This window comes from Streptomyces aureus, from assembly GCF_001418135.1.
In the GTDB taxonomy this organism is placed as follows: domain Bacteria; phylum Actinomycetota; class Actinomycetes; order Streptomycetales; family Streptomycetaceae; genus Streptomyces; species Streptomyces aureus_A.
This window is the reverse complement of sequence record NZ_LIPQ01000182.1, coordinates 1-16,097: the sequence shown is the minus strand read 5'-3', so window position 1 is coordinate 16,097 and position 16,097 is coordinate 1. Positions and strand designations below refer to the sequence as shown.

The following is a 16,097-nucleotide window of genomic DNA, read 5'->3' as shown; positions in this document are numbered from 1 at the left end:
TCCACTGTGTTAGTTCTGAAGCAACGAACGGTTGCTGGTTTCTAGAGCTAGAACACAACTACAGAGTGTGCTTGTTCGCTCGAAACCGATAGGGTTTCGGTGGTCATAGCGTTAGGGAAACGCCCGGTTACATTCCGAACCCGGAAGCTAAGCCTTTCAGCGCCGATGGTACTGCAGGGGGGACCCTGTGGGAGAGTAGGACGCCGCCGAACAATTCTTCAGGACCCCTGGGCCCAGCGTTCACGCTGGGACCAGGGGTCCTTTTGTTTTTTGCTTGACCTTTTCCGAAGCGCGGCCGAGTGCCGGCTGCGCGAGAATGACTGCAGTACCCGAAGACAGGAGTCACGTCGATGTCCACCAACTCTCCCGACGACCGTCCGGAGCGCGAGCCGCGTCGCAGGGACGGTGCCGGCGCCGGCGGTGACCGGGGCGGCTTCCGTGGCCCGCGCCGTGACGACAACCGCGGTGGCGACAACCGCGGGGGTGGCTTCCGTCGTGACGACAACCGTGGCGGTGACAACCGCGGTGGCGGTTTCCGTCGCGACGACAACCGTGGTGGCGACAACCGTGGTGGTGGCGGTGGCTTCCGCCGTGACGACCGCGGTGGCGACAACCGTGGCGGTGGTGGCGGTGGCGGCTTCCGCCGCGATGACCGCGGTGGGGACAACCGCGGTGGCGGCTTCCGCCGTGACGACCGTGGTGGCGACAACCGTGGTGGTGGCGGTTTCCGTCGCGACGACCGTGGTGGGGACAACCGCGGTGGCGGTGGCTTCCGTCGGGACGACCGGCGTGATGAGCGTCCGTCCTCGTTCCGCCGCGACGACCGCCCCTCCTTCCCGCGTGACGACCGTGGTGGCGACAACCGCAGTGGCGGCTTCCGCCGTGACGACCGTGGTGGCGACAACCGTGGTGGTGGCGGCTTCCGCCGTGACGACCGTGGTGGCGACAACCGTGGCGGTGGCGGTGGCGGCTTCCGTCGCGACGACCGTGGTGGGGACAACCGTGGTGGCGGTGGCTTCCGTCGGGACGACCGGCGTGATGAGCGTCCGTCCTCGTTCCGCCGCGACGACCGGCCTTCGTACCCCTCGCGTGACGATCGTGGTGGCGACAACCGTGGTGGTGGCGGTGGCGGCTTCCGCCGCGATGACCGCGGTGGGGACAACCGCGGTGGCGGCTTCCGCCGTGACGACCGTGGTGGCGACAACCGCGGTGGCGGTGGCTTCCGCCGTGACGACCGTGGTGGGGACAACCGTGGTGGCGGTGGCTTCCGTCGGGACGACCGGCGTGATGAGCGTCCGTCCTCGTTCCGCCGCGACGACCGGCCTTCGTACCCCTCGCGTGACGACCGTGGCGGGGACAACCGCGGTGGCGGTTTCCGTCGCGACGACCGGCGTGACGAGCGTCCTTCGTCGTTCCGTCGGGACGACCGGCCTTCGTACCCCTCGCGTGACGACCGTGGCGGGGACAACCGCGGTGGCGGTTTCCGTCGCGACGACCGGCGTGACGAGCGTCCTTCGTCGTTCCGTCGCGACGACAACCGTGGTGGCGACAACCGTGGCGGCGGCGGTTTCCGCCGTGACGACCGTGGCGGCGACAACCGCGGTGGCGGCTTCCGTCGGGACGACCGCGGGGGCGACAGCCGCGGTGGGTTCCGTGGGCGGGACGACCGGGGTGGCTACGGGCGTCGTGACGACCGCGAGCGCAGCGACCGCGCGCCCATCAAGCGCCTTCCGATCCCGCCGGAGGTCACCGGCGAGGAGATCGACCCGGATGTGCGCCAGGAGCTCATGAGCCTGCCCAAGGGGCTCGCCGAGGACGTCTCGCGCAACCTCGTCATGGTCGCCCAGCTGATCGACGAGGACCCGGAGAAGGCGTACGAGTACTCCAGGATCGCCCTGCGCCTCGCCTCCCGTGTCGCCGCCGTGCGCGAGGCCGCCGGCTTCGCCGCGTACGCGACGCAGAAGTACTCCGAGGCGCTGGCCGAGTTCCGTGCCGCCCGCCGGATGAGCGGTGGCGTCGAGCTGTGGCCCGTCATGGCCGACTGCGAGCGCGGGCTCAACCGCCCCGAGCGTGCGCTGGCGATGGCCGGTGAGCCCGAGGTGCAGAAGCTGGACAAGGCCGGTCAGGTCGAGATGCGGCTCGTGGCCGCCGGCGCCCGCCGGGACCTGGGCCAGCTCGACGCGGCCATCGTGACGCTGCAGAGCCCCGAGCTCGCCTCCAGCGCCGTTCACCCGTGGACCGCGCGCCTGCGCTACGCCTACGCCGACGCGCTGCTCGCCGCCGGCCGTGAGCGCGAGGCGCGGGAATGGTTCGCCAAGGCGCTCGAGGCCGACAAGGACGGGGCCACGGACGCCTCGGACCGGCTGGCCGAGATGGACGGTGTCGAGTTCGTCGACGCGTTCGTCGAGGACGAGGCCGACGAGGAGTCGGACCGTGGCGACGTCGTCGATGTCGATGATGTCGACCTTGACGACGAGGACGTCGAGGACGACGACCTCGACGAGGACGACAGTGACGACAGCGTCGGCGACAAGAGCTGACTCGGCTGACGTGTGAGAAGGGCGGCACCCCTGCGGGTGCCGCCCTTCTTCGTTTTCCGGGGTTCCTCAGTCCAGCGCCAGGCTTCTCAGGACCAGGCCCGTCGCCGGCTTCGGGCCGAAGGAGGTGGACTTGCGGGGCATCGTGACGCCCTGGCGGGCCAGGTCCCGGACGACCTCCTCGCGTACCGGGTGCATGAGGACCGCCGTACCGCCGCGGCGTTCCGCCTGCTCGACCGCGGCCTTCGTGTCGTGGATGTAGGAGATGTCCTCGGGGGCGTCCGGGATGTGCCAGACGTTCTCCAGGAGGGTGGAGTGCAGGACCGTGGCGTCCAGGGTCCGCCAGGCGTCCGGGCGGTCCGTACGGATCGTGCGGTCCAGGAGTGCGGCGTCCGGGCGGTCGACGAGGTGGAAGGCGCCGTCTCCGGCCAGGAGGAAGGCATTGCCCTCGGTCGTGGCCTCGGCGAGGGCCTCCATGGCCTCCGGAAGAGGCTGTTCGACGCGGCGTACCCGGAAGGCGCCGTCGAGGGCGGCGAGGGCGTCGGCCACCGGCAGGCGGTTGAGAAGCCGGTGGATCGCGCGGACCCGGAGCGGGTAGCGGGCGGTGTCGATGAGGAGGACCAGGCCGTAGTTCCAGGGGCCGGGCGACGGGTGCTCCTCGCGGAGGCGCAGATAGGTCGCCCAGCGGTGGTGGCCGTCGGCGATGAGGGCCTGGTGGCGGGCGAGCCCGGCGGAGACGGTGGCCTGCTCGGCCGGGTCGGTCACCGCCCAGAGGCGGTGGTGGAAGCCGTCCTCCGTCGTCGTGGCGAGCAGCGGGGGGCGCTGCACGGTGCGCTCGACGACCTCGCCGGCGCCGTCGCCCTCGCCGACGTACGTGAGGAGCAGCGGCTCCAGGTTGGCCGCGGTGGTCCGCATCAGGGCGGCGCGGTCCTCGACGACGTGCGGCATGACGTCCTCGTGCGGGAGGACGACCCCCTCGGCCGGGGTGGAGAGCTCGAGGGCCCCGATGATGCCGCGCTGGAGGATGCCGTCGCCGTGCTGCTCGTACACGTAGAGCGCGGGTTCCGGGTCCGGGGCGAGGACGCCGTCCGCGAGCCAGCGGTCGAGGGTGACGGCGGCCTTGCGGTGGCGGGTGCCGGCGGTGATCGCCTGGGGCAGGATCAGCCGGACGATGTTGTGGGGATCCGCGGACTCCAGATGGAGAAGTCCGTCAGGTCGTACGACCACGTCGTAGGGCGGGGACGTCACGGCGGCCAGGCTGCCGACCCGCTCGGGGACGTATCGGAGCCCGCGGAACGGCGCCAGGTGCAGCCCGGCTGCGTCGTCGCGGACGTCGTCGGCCGCGTGACCTGAGGTGTTCATCTCGTCATCGTATGTGGCCGGTGGGATGAGCGATGATCGGGGGAGTGGGGAACTCACCCGGTGAGGCGAGGAGTGCGTGGTGACGGTGCGGAACGGCCAGGGAGAGCAGGGCGTGGGCAGGCTGCGGCCGGGTGGCAGCGCGGTGCCGCTGAGCGAGGCGTACGACACGGCGCTGCTGGACCTGGACGGGGTCGTGTACGCGGGCGGGGAGGCCGTGCCGCACGCCGTGGAGGCGCTCGGGGTCGCCCGGGCCGGCGGGATGCACCTGGCGTACGTCACCAACAACGCGCTGCGGACGCCCGACGCGGTGGCCGAGCACCTTACCGAGCTCGGGGTGCCCGCCGAGGCCGCGGACGTGATCACCTCGGCGCAGGCCGTGGCCCGGCTGATCGCCGACGACGTGCCGCCGGGCTCCCGGGTGCTCGTCATCGGCGGTGAGGGGCTGCGGGTGGCGCTGCGCGAGCGGGGTCTGGTGCCGGTGGACTCGGCGGAGGACGAGCCGGTGGCCGTCGTGCAGGGGTACGGCGGGCCCGAGATGCCGTGGGGGCGGTTCGCCGAGGCGAGTTACGCGGTGGCGCGGGGGCTGCCCTGGTACGCGTCGAACACCGACCTGACGATTCCCGGTGCGCGGGGGATCGGGCCTGGGAACGGGGCCGCGGTGGAGGTCGTCCGGATCGCCACGGGCGGCCGGGCGGAGCCGAAGGTGGCGGGGAAGCCGCTGCCGCCGATGCACCGGGAGACGGTGCTGCGGACGGGCGCGCGGCGGCCGCTGGTGGTCGGGGACCGGCTGGACACGGACATCGAGGGCGCGTTCAACGGCGGGGTGGACTCGCTGCTCGTCTTCACCGGGGTGACGGACGCGGCGCAGCTGCTGCGGGCCGTTCCGGAGCACCGGCCGACCTATGTCGCGGCCGATCTGCGGGGGCTGCTCGTGGGGCAGCCGGAGGTCGTCGCCGAGGAGGACGGGAGTTTCGTGTGCGGGGGCTGGCGGGCTTCGGTGAGCGCGCCCGGCGGGGGCGAGCTGGTGCTTGAGGGGCCGGCGGAGGCAGCGGCCGGTGCGGCGGCGGATCCCATGGACGCCGTGCGGGCCCTGTGCGGGGCCGCCTGGTCGGCGGCGGACGCCGTGGGCGGCGGGGTGCCCGACGCGGGGAAGGTGCTCGCGCGGCTCGGGCTGTGACATCGGCCCGGGTCGTGAAATTGGGTAGGCTAACCTAACTTCATTTGGGCAGAGGGCACGGGAGTACGGGCATGGATGGTCGGCAGCAGCGGCTGAGCGCGGAATCGGTCACCCTGGCGTACGAGCAGCGGGTCATCGCCCGCGATCTGTCCGTCGAGATCCCCGACAACTCGTTCACCGTCATCGTCGGGCCGAACGCCTGTGGCAAGTCCACCCTGCTCCGCGCCCTCTCCCGGATGCTGAAGCCCAGCCAGGGGCGTGTCCTGCTCGACGGGCAGTCGATCCAGACGATGCCCGCGAAGAAGGTCGCCAAGACGCTCGGGCTGCTGCCCCAGACCTCCGTGGCGCCCGACGGCATCACCGTCGCCGACCTCGTCGCGCGCGGCCGCTACCCGCACCAGGGGCTGCTGCGCCAGTGGTCGCCGGAGGACGAGCGCGTCACCCGGGAGTCGATGGAGGCGACCGGCGTCGCCGAGCTGGCCGAGCGGTACGTCGACGAACTCTCCGGCGGTCAGAGGCAGCGCGTCTGGATCGCCATGGCGCTCGCCCAGCAGACCCCGCTGCTGCTGCTCGACGAGCCGACGACGTATCTCGACATCCAGCACCAGATCGACGTCCTCGACCTGTGCGCCGAGCTGCACGAGACCCAGGGGCGGACGCTCGTCGCCGTGCTGCACGACCTCAACCACGCGGCCCGGTACGCGACCCACCTCATCGCCGTCCGCGACGGCGAGGTGGTCGCCGAGGGCCCGCCGGCCGAGGTGGTGACCGCCGAGCTCGTCGAGCGGGTCTTCGGGCTGCGCTGCCAGGTCATCGAGGACCCCGAGACGGGGACGCCACTGGTCGTGCCGGCCGGGCGGAAGGCCCGTGTCCCGCGGCCCGCCGCGTCGCCGGAGCCCGCACTCGGCGGGTGAGCCGGGCCCGTCCTGGGCGCGGCAGCCGGGCCCGTCCTGCGGGGGCGGCTAGAGCAGGGAGCGGAGGCGGAGCAGGTCGCGGAAGCCCGCTTCCAGCCTGACCCGGCCCGAGGCCCAGGCCTTCGCGAAGTTCAGGTCTCCGCCCACCAGCGCCACCAGGTCGTCGCCCGTCATCGCGAGCCGGATCTGTGCCTTGGCCGGTGGCGGGCCCGCCACCGTGGACTCGACCTGGATCCGGCCGTCCGTGAGGCGGCCGGTGAACGTGGTGTCCAGGTCGGTGATGTGGCAGCTCAGGGTGCGGTCGAGCGCGGCCGCGCCGCGTACGTCGGTGTCCGCCCGCGCGAGGTTGTCCGAGAGTGTGTCGAGTGCGTCGCGGCACTCCGTGATCGTCGCCATCGCCGTCGACCGTACCCCAGGGGTACGCGGTAGCGTCGGGAGCATGAACGACGCGATGGCCGAGCCCGAGCCCGTGACGGAGATGTCCGAACCCCAGGCGTCGGACCCGGCGGCCCCGCGAGACGGCGCCCACGAGCCCGTGGCGGCCGCGCCGCTGGAGGTCGTACGGGAGCTCACCGGGCACCCCGGGGTCGACGCCCACCTGGCGCGTCTCGCCGAGGTGGACGACCTCCCGGCGGACGGACACCTGGAGGTGTACGAGGATGTACACCGTGGACTGCGTGCCGAGCTGACCTCGCTCGACGCGCACCCCGCCCCTCGTCCGTACGAAAACAGGAGCTGAACCGAACGTGGCAGGAGTGGCACGCCGCCGTCTCGACGCCGAGCTGGTCCGGCGCAAGCTCGCGCGCTCGCGCGAGCACGCCAGCCAGCTGATCGCCGCGGGCCGGGTGACCGTCGGCAAGACCGTCGCCACCAAGCCCGCCACCCAGGTCGAGACCGCCGCGGCCATCGTCGTCGTCCAGGACGACTCCGATCCCGACTACGTCTCGCGCGGCGGTCACAAGCTCGCCGGCGCCTTCGAGGCCTTCGTCCCGCTCGGGCTGAAGATCGAGGGCAGGCGCGCCCTGGACGCCGGGGCCTCCACCGGTGGCTTCACCGATGTGCTGCTGCGGGCCGGCGCCGCCCATGTCGTCGCCGTCGACGTCGGCTACGGGCAGCTCGCCTGGTCGCTGCAGAGCGACGAGCGGGTCACCGTGAAGGACCGGACGAACGTCCGCGAGTTGACGCTCGACGCGATCGACGGCGTGCCCGTCGACCTGGTCGTCGGCGACCTCTCGTTCATCCCGCTCGGCCTCGTCCTGCCGGCCCTCGCGGCCTGTACGGCGCCCGACGCCGACCTCGTCCTGATGGTGAAGCCGCAGTTCGAGGTGGGCAAGGAGCGGCTCGGCACGGGCGGAGTCGTCCGGAGCACCGAACTCCGCGCCGACGCCGTGAAGAACGTCGCCCGGCGCGCCGCCGAGCTCGGCCTCGGAGTCCTGGGCGTCACCGCCAGCCCGCTGCCCGGCCCGTCCGGCAACGTCGAGTACTTTCTGTGGCTGCGGGCAGGCGCGCCCGCGCTGGATCCGGCGGATGTCGACCGCGCCGTGGCGGAAGGACCTCGTTGAGCTCAACGGCAGCAGCATCAGAGACCGCACCACGTACCGTCTTCCTGCTCGCGCACACCGGCAGGCCCGCCGCTGTGCGCAGCGCCGAACTGGTCGTCCTCGGACTGCTGCGCTGCGGCATCGGCGTCCGCGTGCTGGAGGCCGAGGCGGACGACCTGCCGCTGCCGCCGTCCGTCGAGAGGGTGAAGGAGGCCTGCTCCGACGCCCTCGACGGCTGTGAACTCCTCGTCGTCCTCGGCGGCGACGGCACCCTGCTGCGCGGCGCCGAGTTCTCCCGCGCCTCCGGCGTCCCGATGCTCGGCGTCAACCTCGGCCGCGTCGGCTTCCTCGCGGAGGCCGAGCGGGACGACCTCGACAAGGTCGTCGACCGGGTCGTGACGAAGGCGTACGAGGTCGAGGAGCGGATGACCCTCGACGTCGTCGTGTACGAGAACGGCGACGTCCTGCACCGCGACTGGGCGCTCAACGAGGCCGCCGTGCAGAAGGTGTCCCCCGAACGGATGCTGGAGGTCGTCCTCGCGATCGACGGGCGCCCGGTGACCGGCTTCGGCTGCGACGGGGTGATCTGCGCGACACCGACCGGATCCACCGCGTACGCCTTCTCGGCGGGCGGCCCGGTCGTCTGGCCCGAGGTCGAGGCGCTCCTCATGGTCCCGATCGGGGCGCACGCCCTGTTCGCCAAGCCGCTCGTCACCACCCCCGAGTCGGTGCTCGCCGTCGAGGTCGAGCCGCACACCCCGCACGGGGTGCTGTGGTGCGACGGGCGGCGGACGGTGGAACTCCCGGCCGGGGCGCGGGTCGAGGTGCGGCGGGGTGCCGTGCCGGTCCGGCTCGCCCGGCTCCACCACGCCTCCTTCACGGACCGGCTCGTCGCGAAGTTCGCCCTGCCCGTGTCCGGGTGGCGGGGCGGGGCCCGCTGACGTAGGCGCCCCGTCCGCCGGCCCCGGCGGGGGTCGCTCGCCCACGTACACCTCCGGTCGGCCGGCTCCGGCGGGGGCGAACGATCGGCGCGCCGGAGAGTTACGCCCGGGGGTGATGTCGCATCGCACCAGGGAAACCTCGTATGGTCTGGGGCGTGCTGGAGGAGATGCGGATACGGTCGCTCGGGGTCATCGACGACGCGGTGGTCGAGCTGTCGCCCGGCTTCACCGCGGTGACCGGTGAGACCGGTGCGGGCAAGACCATGGTGGTGACCAGCCTGGGCCTGCTGCTCGGCGGCAGGGCCGACCCGGCCCTGGTGCGGATCGGCGCGGCCTCGGCCGTCGTCGAGGGGCGGATCAGCGTGCCCGCGGGCGCGCCCGCCGCCGTGCGCGCCGAGGAAGCCGGGGCGGAGCTGGAGGACGGGGTGCTGCTGGTCAGCCGTACCGTCTCGGCCGAGGGACGCTCGCGCGCCCACCTCGGCGGGCGCTCGGTGCCCGTCGGGCTGCTCGCCGAGCTCGCCGACGAACTCGTCGCCGTCCACGGCCAGACCGACCAGCAGGGCCTGCTCAAGCCGGCCCGGCAGCGCGGGGCGCTCGACCGGTACGCGGGGGAGGCCGTCTCCGTGCCGCTCGCCGCCTACGCGGAGGCGTACCGGCGGCTGCGAGCCGTCACCGGCGAACTGGACGAGATCACCACGCGGGCGCGGGAGCGGGCCCAGGAGGCCGATCTGCTGCGGTTCGGGCTGGGTGAGATCGAGGCCGTCGCCCCGCGTGCCGGGGAGGACGCCGAACTCGCGGCCGAGGCGGAGCGGCTCGGACACGCCGAGGCACTCGCCTCCGCCGCCGCGCTCGCGCACGCCGCGCTCGCGGGCGTTCCCGAGGATCCCGAGTCCGTCGACGCCACGACCCTGGTCGCGGGCGCGGGCCGGGCCCTGGAGGCCGTACGGTCGCACGACCCGGCGCTCGCCGCGCTCGCCGACCGGATGGGGGAGATCTCCATCCTCCTCGGCGACGTGGCCACCGAGCTCGCCGGATACGCCGACGACCTGGACGCCGACCCGCTGCGGCTCGCCGCCGTGGAGGAGCGGCGGGCGGCGCTCACGCAGCTGACCCGGAAGTACGGGGAGGACATCGCCGCCGTCCTCGCCTGGGCGGAGGAGGGCGCGGGCCGGCTCGGTGAGCTGGACAGCGACGACGACCGCATCGAGGAACTCACCGCCGAGCGCGACCGGCTGCGCGACGATCTGTCGGTGCTCGCGCAGCGGCTCACCGACGCCCGTACGGAGGCGGCCGACCGGTTCGCCGGCGCGGTCACCGCCGAACTCGCCTCGCTCGCCATGCCCCACGCGCGCGTGTCCTTCGACATCCGGCAGACCGAGGACCCCGACGGCGTCGAGGTCGGCGGCCGCCGGGTCGCCTACGGTCCGTCCGGCGCCGACGAGGTCGAGCTGCTGCTCGCCCCGCACCCCGGGGCCCCGCCGCGGCCGATCGCCAAGGGCGCCTCCGGCGGTGAGCTGTCCCGGGTGATGCTCGCGGTGGAGGTCGTCTTCGCCGGGGTCGACCCGGTGCCGACGTACCTGTTCGACGAGGTCGACGCGGGTGTCGGCGGCAAGGCGGCGGTCGAGATCGGCCGTCGGCTCGCCAAGCTCGCCAGGACCGCGCAGGTCGTGGTCGTCACGCACCTGCCGCAGGTCGCGGCCTTCGCCGACCGGCAGCTGCTCGTCGAGAAGACCAACGACGGATCCGTGACCCGGTCCGGCGTCACGGTCCTGGAGGGCGAGGAGCGCGTGCGGGAGCTGTCCCGGATGCTCGCCGGCCAGGAGGACTCCGAGACGGCCAGGGCCCACGCGGAGGAGCTGCTGGCGACGGCCCGGGCGGACGGCTGACGCCCGGGCGGCTCGGCCTGGTGTCCGGTCAGGGAGTGGGCAGGCGCGCGGCCACTCCCCGACCGGGGCCCTCCTCGCCGGCCACGCGGCGACGGGCCACGTCGTACGCCCACGCGTAGGTCGACACCTTCTTGTCCACGGCGAAGTGACGGCCGGTCGCGGAGTCGAGGACGGCGTGGAACTCCTCCATGAGGTCCTCCCAGGCCACCGAGCCGAACTCGGCATCGCTCCAGCCGTACAGGGACTTCAGTTCGCGTTTCACGGCCGAGAAGAAGGACTGCTCCTCCCGCTGGGGCGGGTCGACGCGCACGCCCCGCTCCCGCAGCCATTCCTGGAGCTGCTCCGGCGCGTCCCGCCACTTGTCCGGGCTGTCCCGCAGCTCCGCGTAGTCGACCCAGGCCCAGAAGCTCTCCGCGTCCGCCACGTCCGGTGCCTCGGCGTGATGGGCGTGGCAGAGGAGGGCGAAGTTCCGCACGTCCAGGGAGCCGCCGAGCTTCTCGGGGACCACGTGTGCCCGTTCGACCGGCGTCCGCCAGCAGACGAGACAGGCAGGCTCGTCCATGCCCAGGTACGCGGTGATGGCCTTGAGCGTCGGCTTGGACCTGCGGTCCGCCGGAAAGTTCTCCCGCGGCCGCAGGCCGAGTCTCGTGGCGTCGTAGCCGTACTCGCTGCCGTCGTCCGGATAGACGATCCTCAGCTCTTCCGGCAGGTCGTCGCGCTGGCGGCCGTTGTTGCGGACACGGATGAGCGGGGTACTGAGCTCCGTCAGGAACTGCAGCAGGTACCCCATGCCGAACTCCTTCATCAGCTCCAGGGCGTCGTCGTATCCCCCTACGGAGTTCCGGTGGCCCTGGATGTCCAGGAACAGCGTGCGGGGCGCCCCGGGGGACTGCTGCTGTGCCATGCGCACGCACTCGAAGATGCGTTGGGCGCAACGCTCGAAGTTCTCGTACACCTTCATGTCGTGGTAGATCGCCACGCCTTTGGGCCCCTTGGGCGCCCCTGTGCGGGCCTGCTGCCGCGGCCTCTTCGCCATGTGCCCTCCCCTGGTGGTCCGTTGTGGATCCGCCGGATCGCAGCCTCGCAGAGGAGACTGACAGCGGGGTGGAGTCGATGTCGTGAACGCCGGGATCCCCGGGGCGGCGCCCATGGCCCGGGGGAGTGCGTGCTGGTTCGTGCGCTCCCCCGAGTGGGTGAACCCGTGAGGGGTGTCCCGGAGCGGTACGCCTTCCGTACAGGGGAACGACGCCATTTCGGTGCCGGAACGTGCGTACGGTCGGCGGTACGGGCTGGCATCCTTGGGCGCGTGACACAGCTCCGTACGGTCCAAGTGCTGGGCGGCGGCGGCGCGGGCAGCAGCGCTCACGTCCGATCACTCGCCTCGGGGCTGGTGGCGAGGGGCGTGCGGGTGACCGTGTGCGCCCCGGCCGAACTCGACCGCGTCTACGACTACCTGGGTGCCGGTGCGCACTTCGTGCCGCTGCCGCGCCTCGGCGACCCCGCGACGGTCGCCGCGCTCCGTAACGCCTGCATCGGGGCCGACGTGGTCCACGCGCACGGCCTGGAGGCGTCCGTGCGGGCCGCGCTCGCGCTGTCCGGGAGCGGGAGCGGCGATCGCGCTCCGCTCGTGACGACCTGGGACGGCCGGATCCAGGCCCGCGGGGCGGCGCGGGGCGGCGTGCTGCGGCTCCTGGAGCGAAGGACCGTGCGGGCCGCGACCGTTGTCCTCGCCACCTCCTCCGAGCTCGTCGACCGGGCCCGTCGCCGCGGGGCGAGGGACGCCCGGCTCGCGCCCGTCACCGTGCCGCCCGCGCGGGGGCCCGTCTGCCTCCACGACGGCAAGGCCCGGGCCGAACTCGGCGCGGTCGACCGGCCGTTGCTGATGGCGGTCGGAGCGCTGGAGCGGGGCCGGGGTTACCGGACGCTGCTCGACGCGGCCCGGTCCTGGCGGGAGCTCGATCCGCAGCCGCTCCTCGTCATCGCGGGAGAGGGGCGCGAACGGGCCGCCCTCCAGCGGCGGATCGTCACCGAAGGGCTGCCCGTGCGGTTGATCGGGCGGCGGGAGGACGTCGCCGAGCTGCTCGCGGCGGCCGATGTGGCGGTGCTGCCCTCGCGGTGGGAGGCGCGGTCCCTGCTCGCGCAGGAGGCGCTGCGGCTCGGTGTGCCGCTGGTCGCCACGGCGGTGGGCGGCGTACCGGAACTCGTCGGCGACGCGGCGGAGCTGGTGCCGTACGGCGACGCGGAGGCGCTCGCCGGTGCGGTGCGCGGGCTGCTCGACGACGTGGAGCGGCGGATGGACCTCGCGGCGGCGGGGCGGGTGCAGGCCGGGACCTGGCCCACCGAGGACGACACGGTGGCGCACGTGCTGAGCGTGTACGACGAGTTGGTGGGGCGGTAGTCGCCTTCCTTCCGGCGGAGCTCCCCTGCCAGGGCTCTCCGCGGGGGAACGGCGCCACCGCCCCGGTGGGTTCCTACGGCGTGTGACGGCGGGCCCGCAGGGCCAGGGAGAGGGCCAGGACGGTCTGGGGGTCGTCCAGGTCCGTGCCCAGGAGTTCGGAGATGCGGGCCAGGCGGTTGTAGAGCGTCTGGCGGTTGAGGTGGAGTTCCCGGGCCGTTTCCGCCTTGCGGCCCGCGTGCGCCAGATACGTCTCCAGGGTGGGCAGCAGCGGGGGGCGGGACGTGCGGTCGTGGTCCCGCAGGGGGCCGATCGCCCGGTCCACGAACGCCGCGAGGACCGTGTCCCCGTGGAAGTGGAGCCGCCACAGCAGTAGGTCGATGTCGAGGCGCCGGGCGTCGTACCAGGGCAGGTCCGAGAGGCCCTGCGCGGCCGTCGCCGTCTCCGCCGCGTGCCGCAGCCCCGCCGAGGCCGCCGCCCAGCTGCCGGCGACGCCCACCACGACGACCGGCGGATGCACCCCGGCGCGTTCGAGGCCGGCGCGTTCCACGCCCGCGCGCAGGGCCGCCGCGACCCGGTCCGCGACCGCCGTGCGCTCCGTTTCCGAGCGCAGGCCGAGCAGGAGCGGCACCCGGCCCTCGACCGGACGGACGCCCAGGAGGACCGGGACTCCGACGGAGGCCAGCTCCTCCAGGACCGCGCGTGCCAGGAGGGCCCAGTTGCCCGAGGGGGAGAGTTCCGAGGCCAGGCGCATCACCACCGGCAGGAGCGGGCCGTCGCCCGGCTTGAAGCCGAGGACCCGCGCCTGCGCCGGCGCGTCCTCGGCCGTGATCCTGCCCTCCGCCAGGTCCGTCAGGAAGTCGCCGCGGCCGCGCGCCGCCAGCTCCTCCTCCTGGCGCGCCTGCATGAGGACGACCGCGAGGAGGCCCGCCGCGCGCTCGGCCGCCATCCGGTGGACGGGGGAGAGCGCGCCGGAGACCGAGAGCAGGACGAGGCGGGCCCGTACCGAGGCCGTACCGGGGCCCCCGCCGGGCACGTCGACCAGGACCGTGCCGGTGGGCGGGCCCGATTCGCGGGCCGCCCGCCCGCCGCGCAGCCCGTCCCAGACCTGCAGCGGGTCGGCGGGCGCGGACTCGGTGCCCGCCGCGTACAGCAGCTGTCCGTCGGCGGTCTCCAGGAAGACGGGGTTGGCCGCGAAGTCCGAGAGGATGCGCAGGACCTGGGGGACCCCGCCGCCGCCGAGCAGTGCCTCCGTGCACTGCCGGTGGACCTCCTCGGCCTGCCGCAGGAGCGCGTAGTGGCCGTTGACGATCTCGGTGTGGATCTCCTCGGTCACCGCCACGAAGGGGACCTCGCGGTGCAGCTGCACCAGGGGCAGACCGGCGGCCCGCGCGGCCTCCACTATCGTCGCCGGGAGGCGGGCGAAGCGCGGCCCCAGTTCCACCACGAGCGCCGCGATGCCCCGGTCGGCGAGCCGCCGGACGAAGGCACGCTGCTCGGCCGGCCGGGTGCCGAGCCCGAGGCCCGTGGTCAGCAGCAGCTCGCCGCCCTTGAGCAGCGACGCGATGTTCGGCACCTCGCCCGCGTGCACCCAGCGCACCGTGCGGTGCAGCCGGTCCGCGCCGGCGACGACCTCCGGGAGCCCGCTGCGCAGGCCCGGGAGTTCGAGCGCCCGCTGCACGGTGATCCCGCCCTGATTGTCCATGGGGCGGGACGCTACCCGCGTCCGTGTTCCGGCGACATCACCCCACGGTCACGGGACCGGACAGTTCGCACACAGGGGCGACAACTCGTCGCCCCGCGGCGGGAATTGTGTGACCGCCTGTCGATTGTGGCCTACGTCACGCGCGAGGATGCTCTCGCGCCATGGCAGAGAACCCCACCCCAGCGGTCCACCGGCTCAAGGCGAATTCGGTCGGGCTGGTCGGCGTCGTCTTCATGGCCGTCGCCACCGCGGCCCCGATCACCGCGATGACCGGCAACCTCCCCATCGCCGTCGGCTTCGGCAACGGCACCGGAGCCCCCGCCGGATACCTCTTCGCGACGCTCGTCCTGACCGTCTTCTCGGTCGGCTACGTCGCCATGGCCAAGCGGATCACGGCCGCCGGCGCCTTCTACGGCTACATCTCGCACGGCCTCGGCCGGATCGCGGGGATGGCCTCCGGCATGCTCGCCGTCCTCGCGTACATCGTCTTCGAGGCCTCGATCGTCGGCGTCTTCGCGTACTTCGCCAAGACGACGGTCGCCGATCAGCTCGGCGCCGACCTTCCGTGGATCCTGTACGCGGCGGTCATGCTGGCCGTCACCGCGGTCCTCTCGTACTTCGACATCAACCTGACCGCCAAGGCGCTCGGCGTGATGCTCATCGCGGAGATCGCGGTCCTCTTCGCGGTCGCCACCGCCGTCCTGATCGCCGGCGGCGGCCCCGACGGCATCCCCGTCGAGCCGATCAACCCCGCGAACGCCTTCACCGGCACCTCCGCCGGCCTCGGCCTCTTCTTCGCCTTCTGGTCCTGGGTCGGCTTCGAGTCGACCGCGATGTACGGGGAGGAGTCCCGCGACCCCAAGCGGGTCATTCCGCGCGCCACCCTGATCTCCGTCATCGGCGTCGGCGTCTTCTACATCTACGTGTCCTGGATGACGATCGCCGGGAACGGCCTCGCCGGATCGGTGAAGCTGTCCTCATCCGCCTCGCCGCTCGACCTGTTCTTCGCCCCCACCCAGAGCTTCATCGGCGCCTGGGCCGTCGACGCCTTCCAGTGGCTGCTGCTCACCGGCTCCTTCGCCTGCGGCATGGCCTTCCACCAGTGTGCCTCGCGCTATCTGTACGCGATCGGCCGCGAGGGCTTCCTCCACCCCGCGCTCGGCCGGACGCACGTGAAGCACGGCTCGCCGTACATCGCCTCGTACGTGCAGACCGCGATCGCCGTCCTCCTCGTCGGCGCCTTCTGGCTCACCGGCCAGGACCCGTACATCCACCTCTACACGCTGCTCGCGATCCTCGGCACGATGGCGATCCTCATCGTCCAGACCCTCTGCTCCTTCGCCGTCATCGGCTACTTCCGGAAGAACCACCCCGAGGACCGGCACTGGTTCAGGACGCTCACGGCCCCGCTCCTCGGCGGTGTCGGCATGATCGCCGTCGTCGTGCTGCTGATCATGAACATGGAGACGGCGGCCGGTCTCGCCGCCGATTCGCTCTTCTTCGAGGCGATCCCCTGGATCGTCGGCGCGGTCTTCTTCGGAGGCCTCGGCCTCGGCCTCTACCTCAGGGCGAAGCGGCCCGAGCGCTACGAGATCATCGGCCGGATCGTGCTGGAGGACGCCGCCGAGCACGCCGACGC

13 protein-coding genes, 1 rRNA gene and 1 pseudogene are annotated in these 16,097 nt (G+C 73.0%); 11 read left to right on the top strand and 4 right to left on the bottom strand.

The window, feature by feature from the left end; all coding sequences use genetic code 11:
• The first annotated feature begins 95 nt into the window (after window positions 1–95).
• The 3 genes and pseudogenes from rrf (at window position 96) to AOK00_RS39695 (ending at window position 2,540) form a co-directional block, all read left to right on the top strand.
• Window positions 96–212, top strand: a 5S ribosomal RNA gene (rrf, locus tag AOK00_RS17075).
• Between the two features lie 210 nt (window positions 213–422).
• A pseudogene (locus AOK00_RS41600) lies at window positions 423–956 on the top strand (hypothetical protein); the annotation flags it as partial.
• An 831-nt stretch (window positions 957–1,787) separates the two neighbouring features.
• Window positions 1,788–2,540: a tetratricopeptide repeat protein gene (locus AOK00_RS39695; protein ID WP_063886616.1), complete on the top strand. Its 753-nt coding sequence runs from the start codon at window positions 1,788–1,790 to the stop codon at window positions 2,538–2,540.
• A gap of 66 nt (window positions 2,541–2,606) precedes the next feature.
• Here AOK00_RS39695 and AOK00_RS17060 read toward each other — a convergent pair whose 3' ends face one another.
• Window positions 2,607–3,899 (bottom strand): DUF1015 family protein, encoded by a 1,293-nt coding sequence (locus AOK00_RS17060; protein WP_055601164.1) that lies wholly within the window; start codon window positions 3,897–3,899, stop codon window positions 2,607–2,609.
• A gap of 79 nt (window positions 3,900–3,978) precedes the next feature.
• Here AOK00_RS17060 and AOK00_RS17055 point away from each other — a divergent pair, with 79 nt between their 5' ends.
• On the top strand, window positions 3,979–5,076 hold the full coding sequence (locus AOK00_RS17055; protein WP_437441424.1) for an HAD hydrolase-like protein: 1,098 nt from the start codon (window positions 3,979–3,981) through the stop codon (window positions 5,074–5,076).
• A gap of 71 nt (window positions 5,077–5,147) precedes the next feature.
• Window positions 5,148–5,990, top strand: coding sequence for an ABC transporter ATP-binding protein (locus AOK00_RS17050; protein ID WP_055601163.1), 843 nt, complete (start codon window positions 5,148–5,150; stop codon window positions 5,988–5,990).
• Between the two features lie 48 nt (window positions 5,991–6,038).
• On the opposite strand, the gene AOK00_RS17045 is transcribed toward AOK00_RS17050, so the two are convergent.
• Window positions 6,039–6,386: an SCP2 sterol-binding domain-containing protein gene (locus tag AOK00_RS17045; RefSeq protein ID WP_055601162.1), complete on the bottom strand. Its 348-nt coding sequence runs from the start codon at window positions 6,384–6,386 to the stop codon at window positions 6,039–6,041.
• Window positions 6,387–6,429: 43 nt separating this feature from the next.
• Here AOK00_RS17045 and AOK00_RS17040 point away from each other — a divergent pair, with 43 nt between their 5' ends.
• The 4 genes from AOK00_RS17040 to recN all read left to right on the top strand — a co-directional run bounded on the left by AOK00_RS17040 (window position 6,430) and on the right by recN (window position 10,358).
• The gene (locus tag AOK00_RS17040) at window positions 6,430–6,729 is read left to right on the top strand and encodes a hypothetical protein (protein WP_055601161.1); all 300 of its coding nucleotides are present in this window, start codon (window positions 6,430–6,432) and stop codon (window positions 6,727–6,729) included.
• 7 nt (window positions 6,730–6,736) lie between these two features.
• Window positions 6,737–7,552, top strand: a complete 816-nt coding sequence (locus tag AOK00_RS17035; RefSeq protein ID WP_055601160.1) for a TlyA family RNA methyltransferase — start codon at window positions 6,737–6,739, stop codon at window positions 7,550–7,552.
• On the top strand, window positions 7,549–8,472 hold the full coding sequence (locus AOK00_RS17030; protein WP_030315646.1) for an NAD kinase: 924 nt from the start codon (window positions 7,549–7,551) through the stop codon (window positions 8,470–8,472). The genes AOK00_RS17035 and AOK00_RS17030 overlap by 4 nt, the downstream gene beginning before the upstream one ends.
• A gap of 143 nt (window positions 8,473–8,615) precedes the next feature.
• A complete protein-coding gene (gene recN / locus AOK00_RS17025; RefSeq protein ID WP_055601159.1) occupies window positions 8,616–10,358 on the top strand; it encodes a DNA repair protein RecN in 1,743 nt (580 codons plus the stop codon).
• Between the two features lie 28 nt (window positions 10,359–10,386).
• Here recN and AOK00_RS40385 read toward each other — a convergent pair whose 3' ends face one another.
• On the bottom strand, window positions 10,387–11,394 hold the full coding sequence (locus AOK00_RS40385; protein ID WP_254047391.1) for an HNH endonuclease: 1,008 nt from the start codon (window positions 11,392–11,394) through the stop codon (window positions 10,387–10,389).
• 270 nt (window positions 11,395–11,664) lie between these two features.
• Between AOK00_RS40385 and AOK00_RS17015 the strand changes: the two genes are divergently transcribed.
• Window positions 11,665–12,756: a glycosyltransferase family 4 protein gene (locus AOK00_RS17015; RefSeq protein ID WP_079042043.1), complete on the top strand. Its 1,092-nt coding sequence runs from the start codon at window positions 11,665–11,667 to the stop codon at window positions 12,754–12,756.
• 73 nt (window positions 12,757–12,829) lie between these two features.
• On the opposite strand, the gene AOK00_RS17010 is transcribed toward AOK00_RS17015, so the two are convergent.
• Window positions 12,830–14,458: a PucR family transcriptional regulator gene (locus tag AOK00_RS17010; RefSeq protein ID WP_055601157.1), complete on the bottom strand. Its 1,629-nt coding sequence runs from the start codon at window positions 14,456–14,458 to the stop codon at window positions 12,830–12,832.
• A 161-nt stretch (window positions 14,459–14,619) separates the two neighbouring features.
• On the opposite strand from AOK00_RS17010, the gene AOK00_RS17005 reads away from it, so the two are divergent.
• On the top strand, window positions 14,620–16,097 hold a 1,478-nt coding region (locus AOK00_RS17005; protein WP_055601156.1), incomplete at its 3' end, for an APC family permease.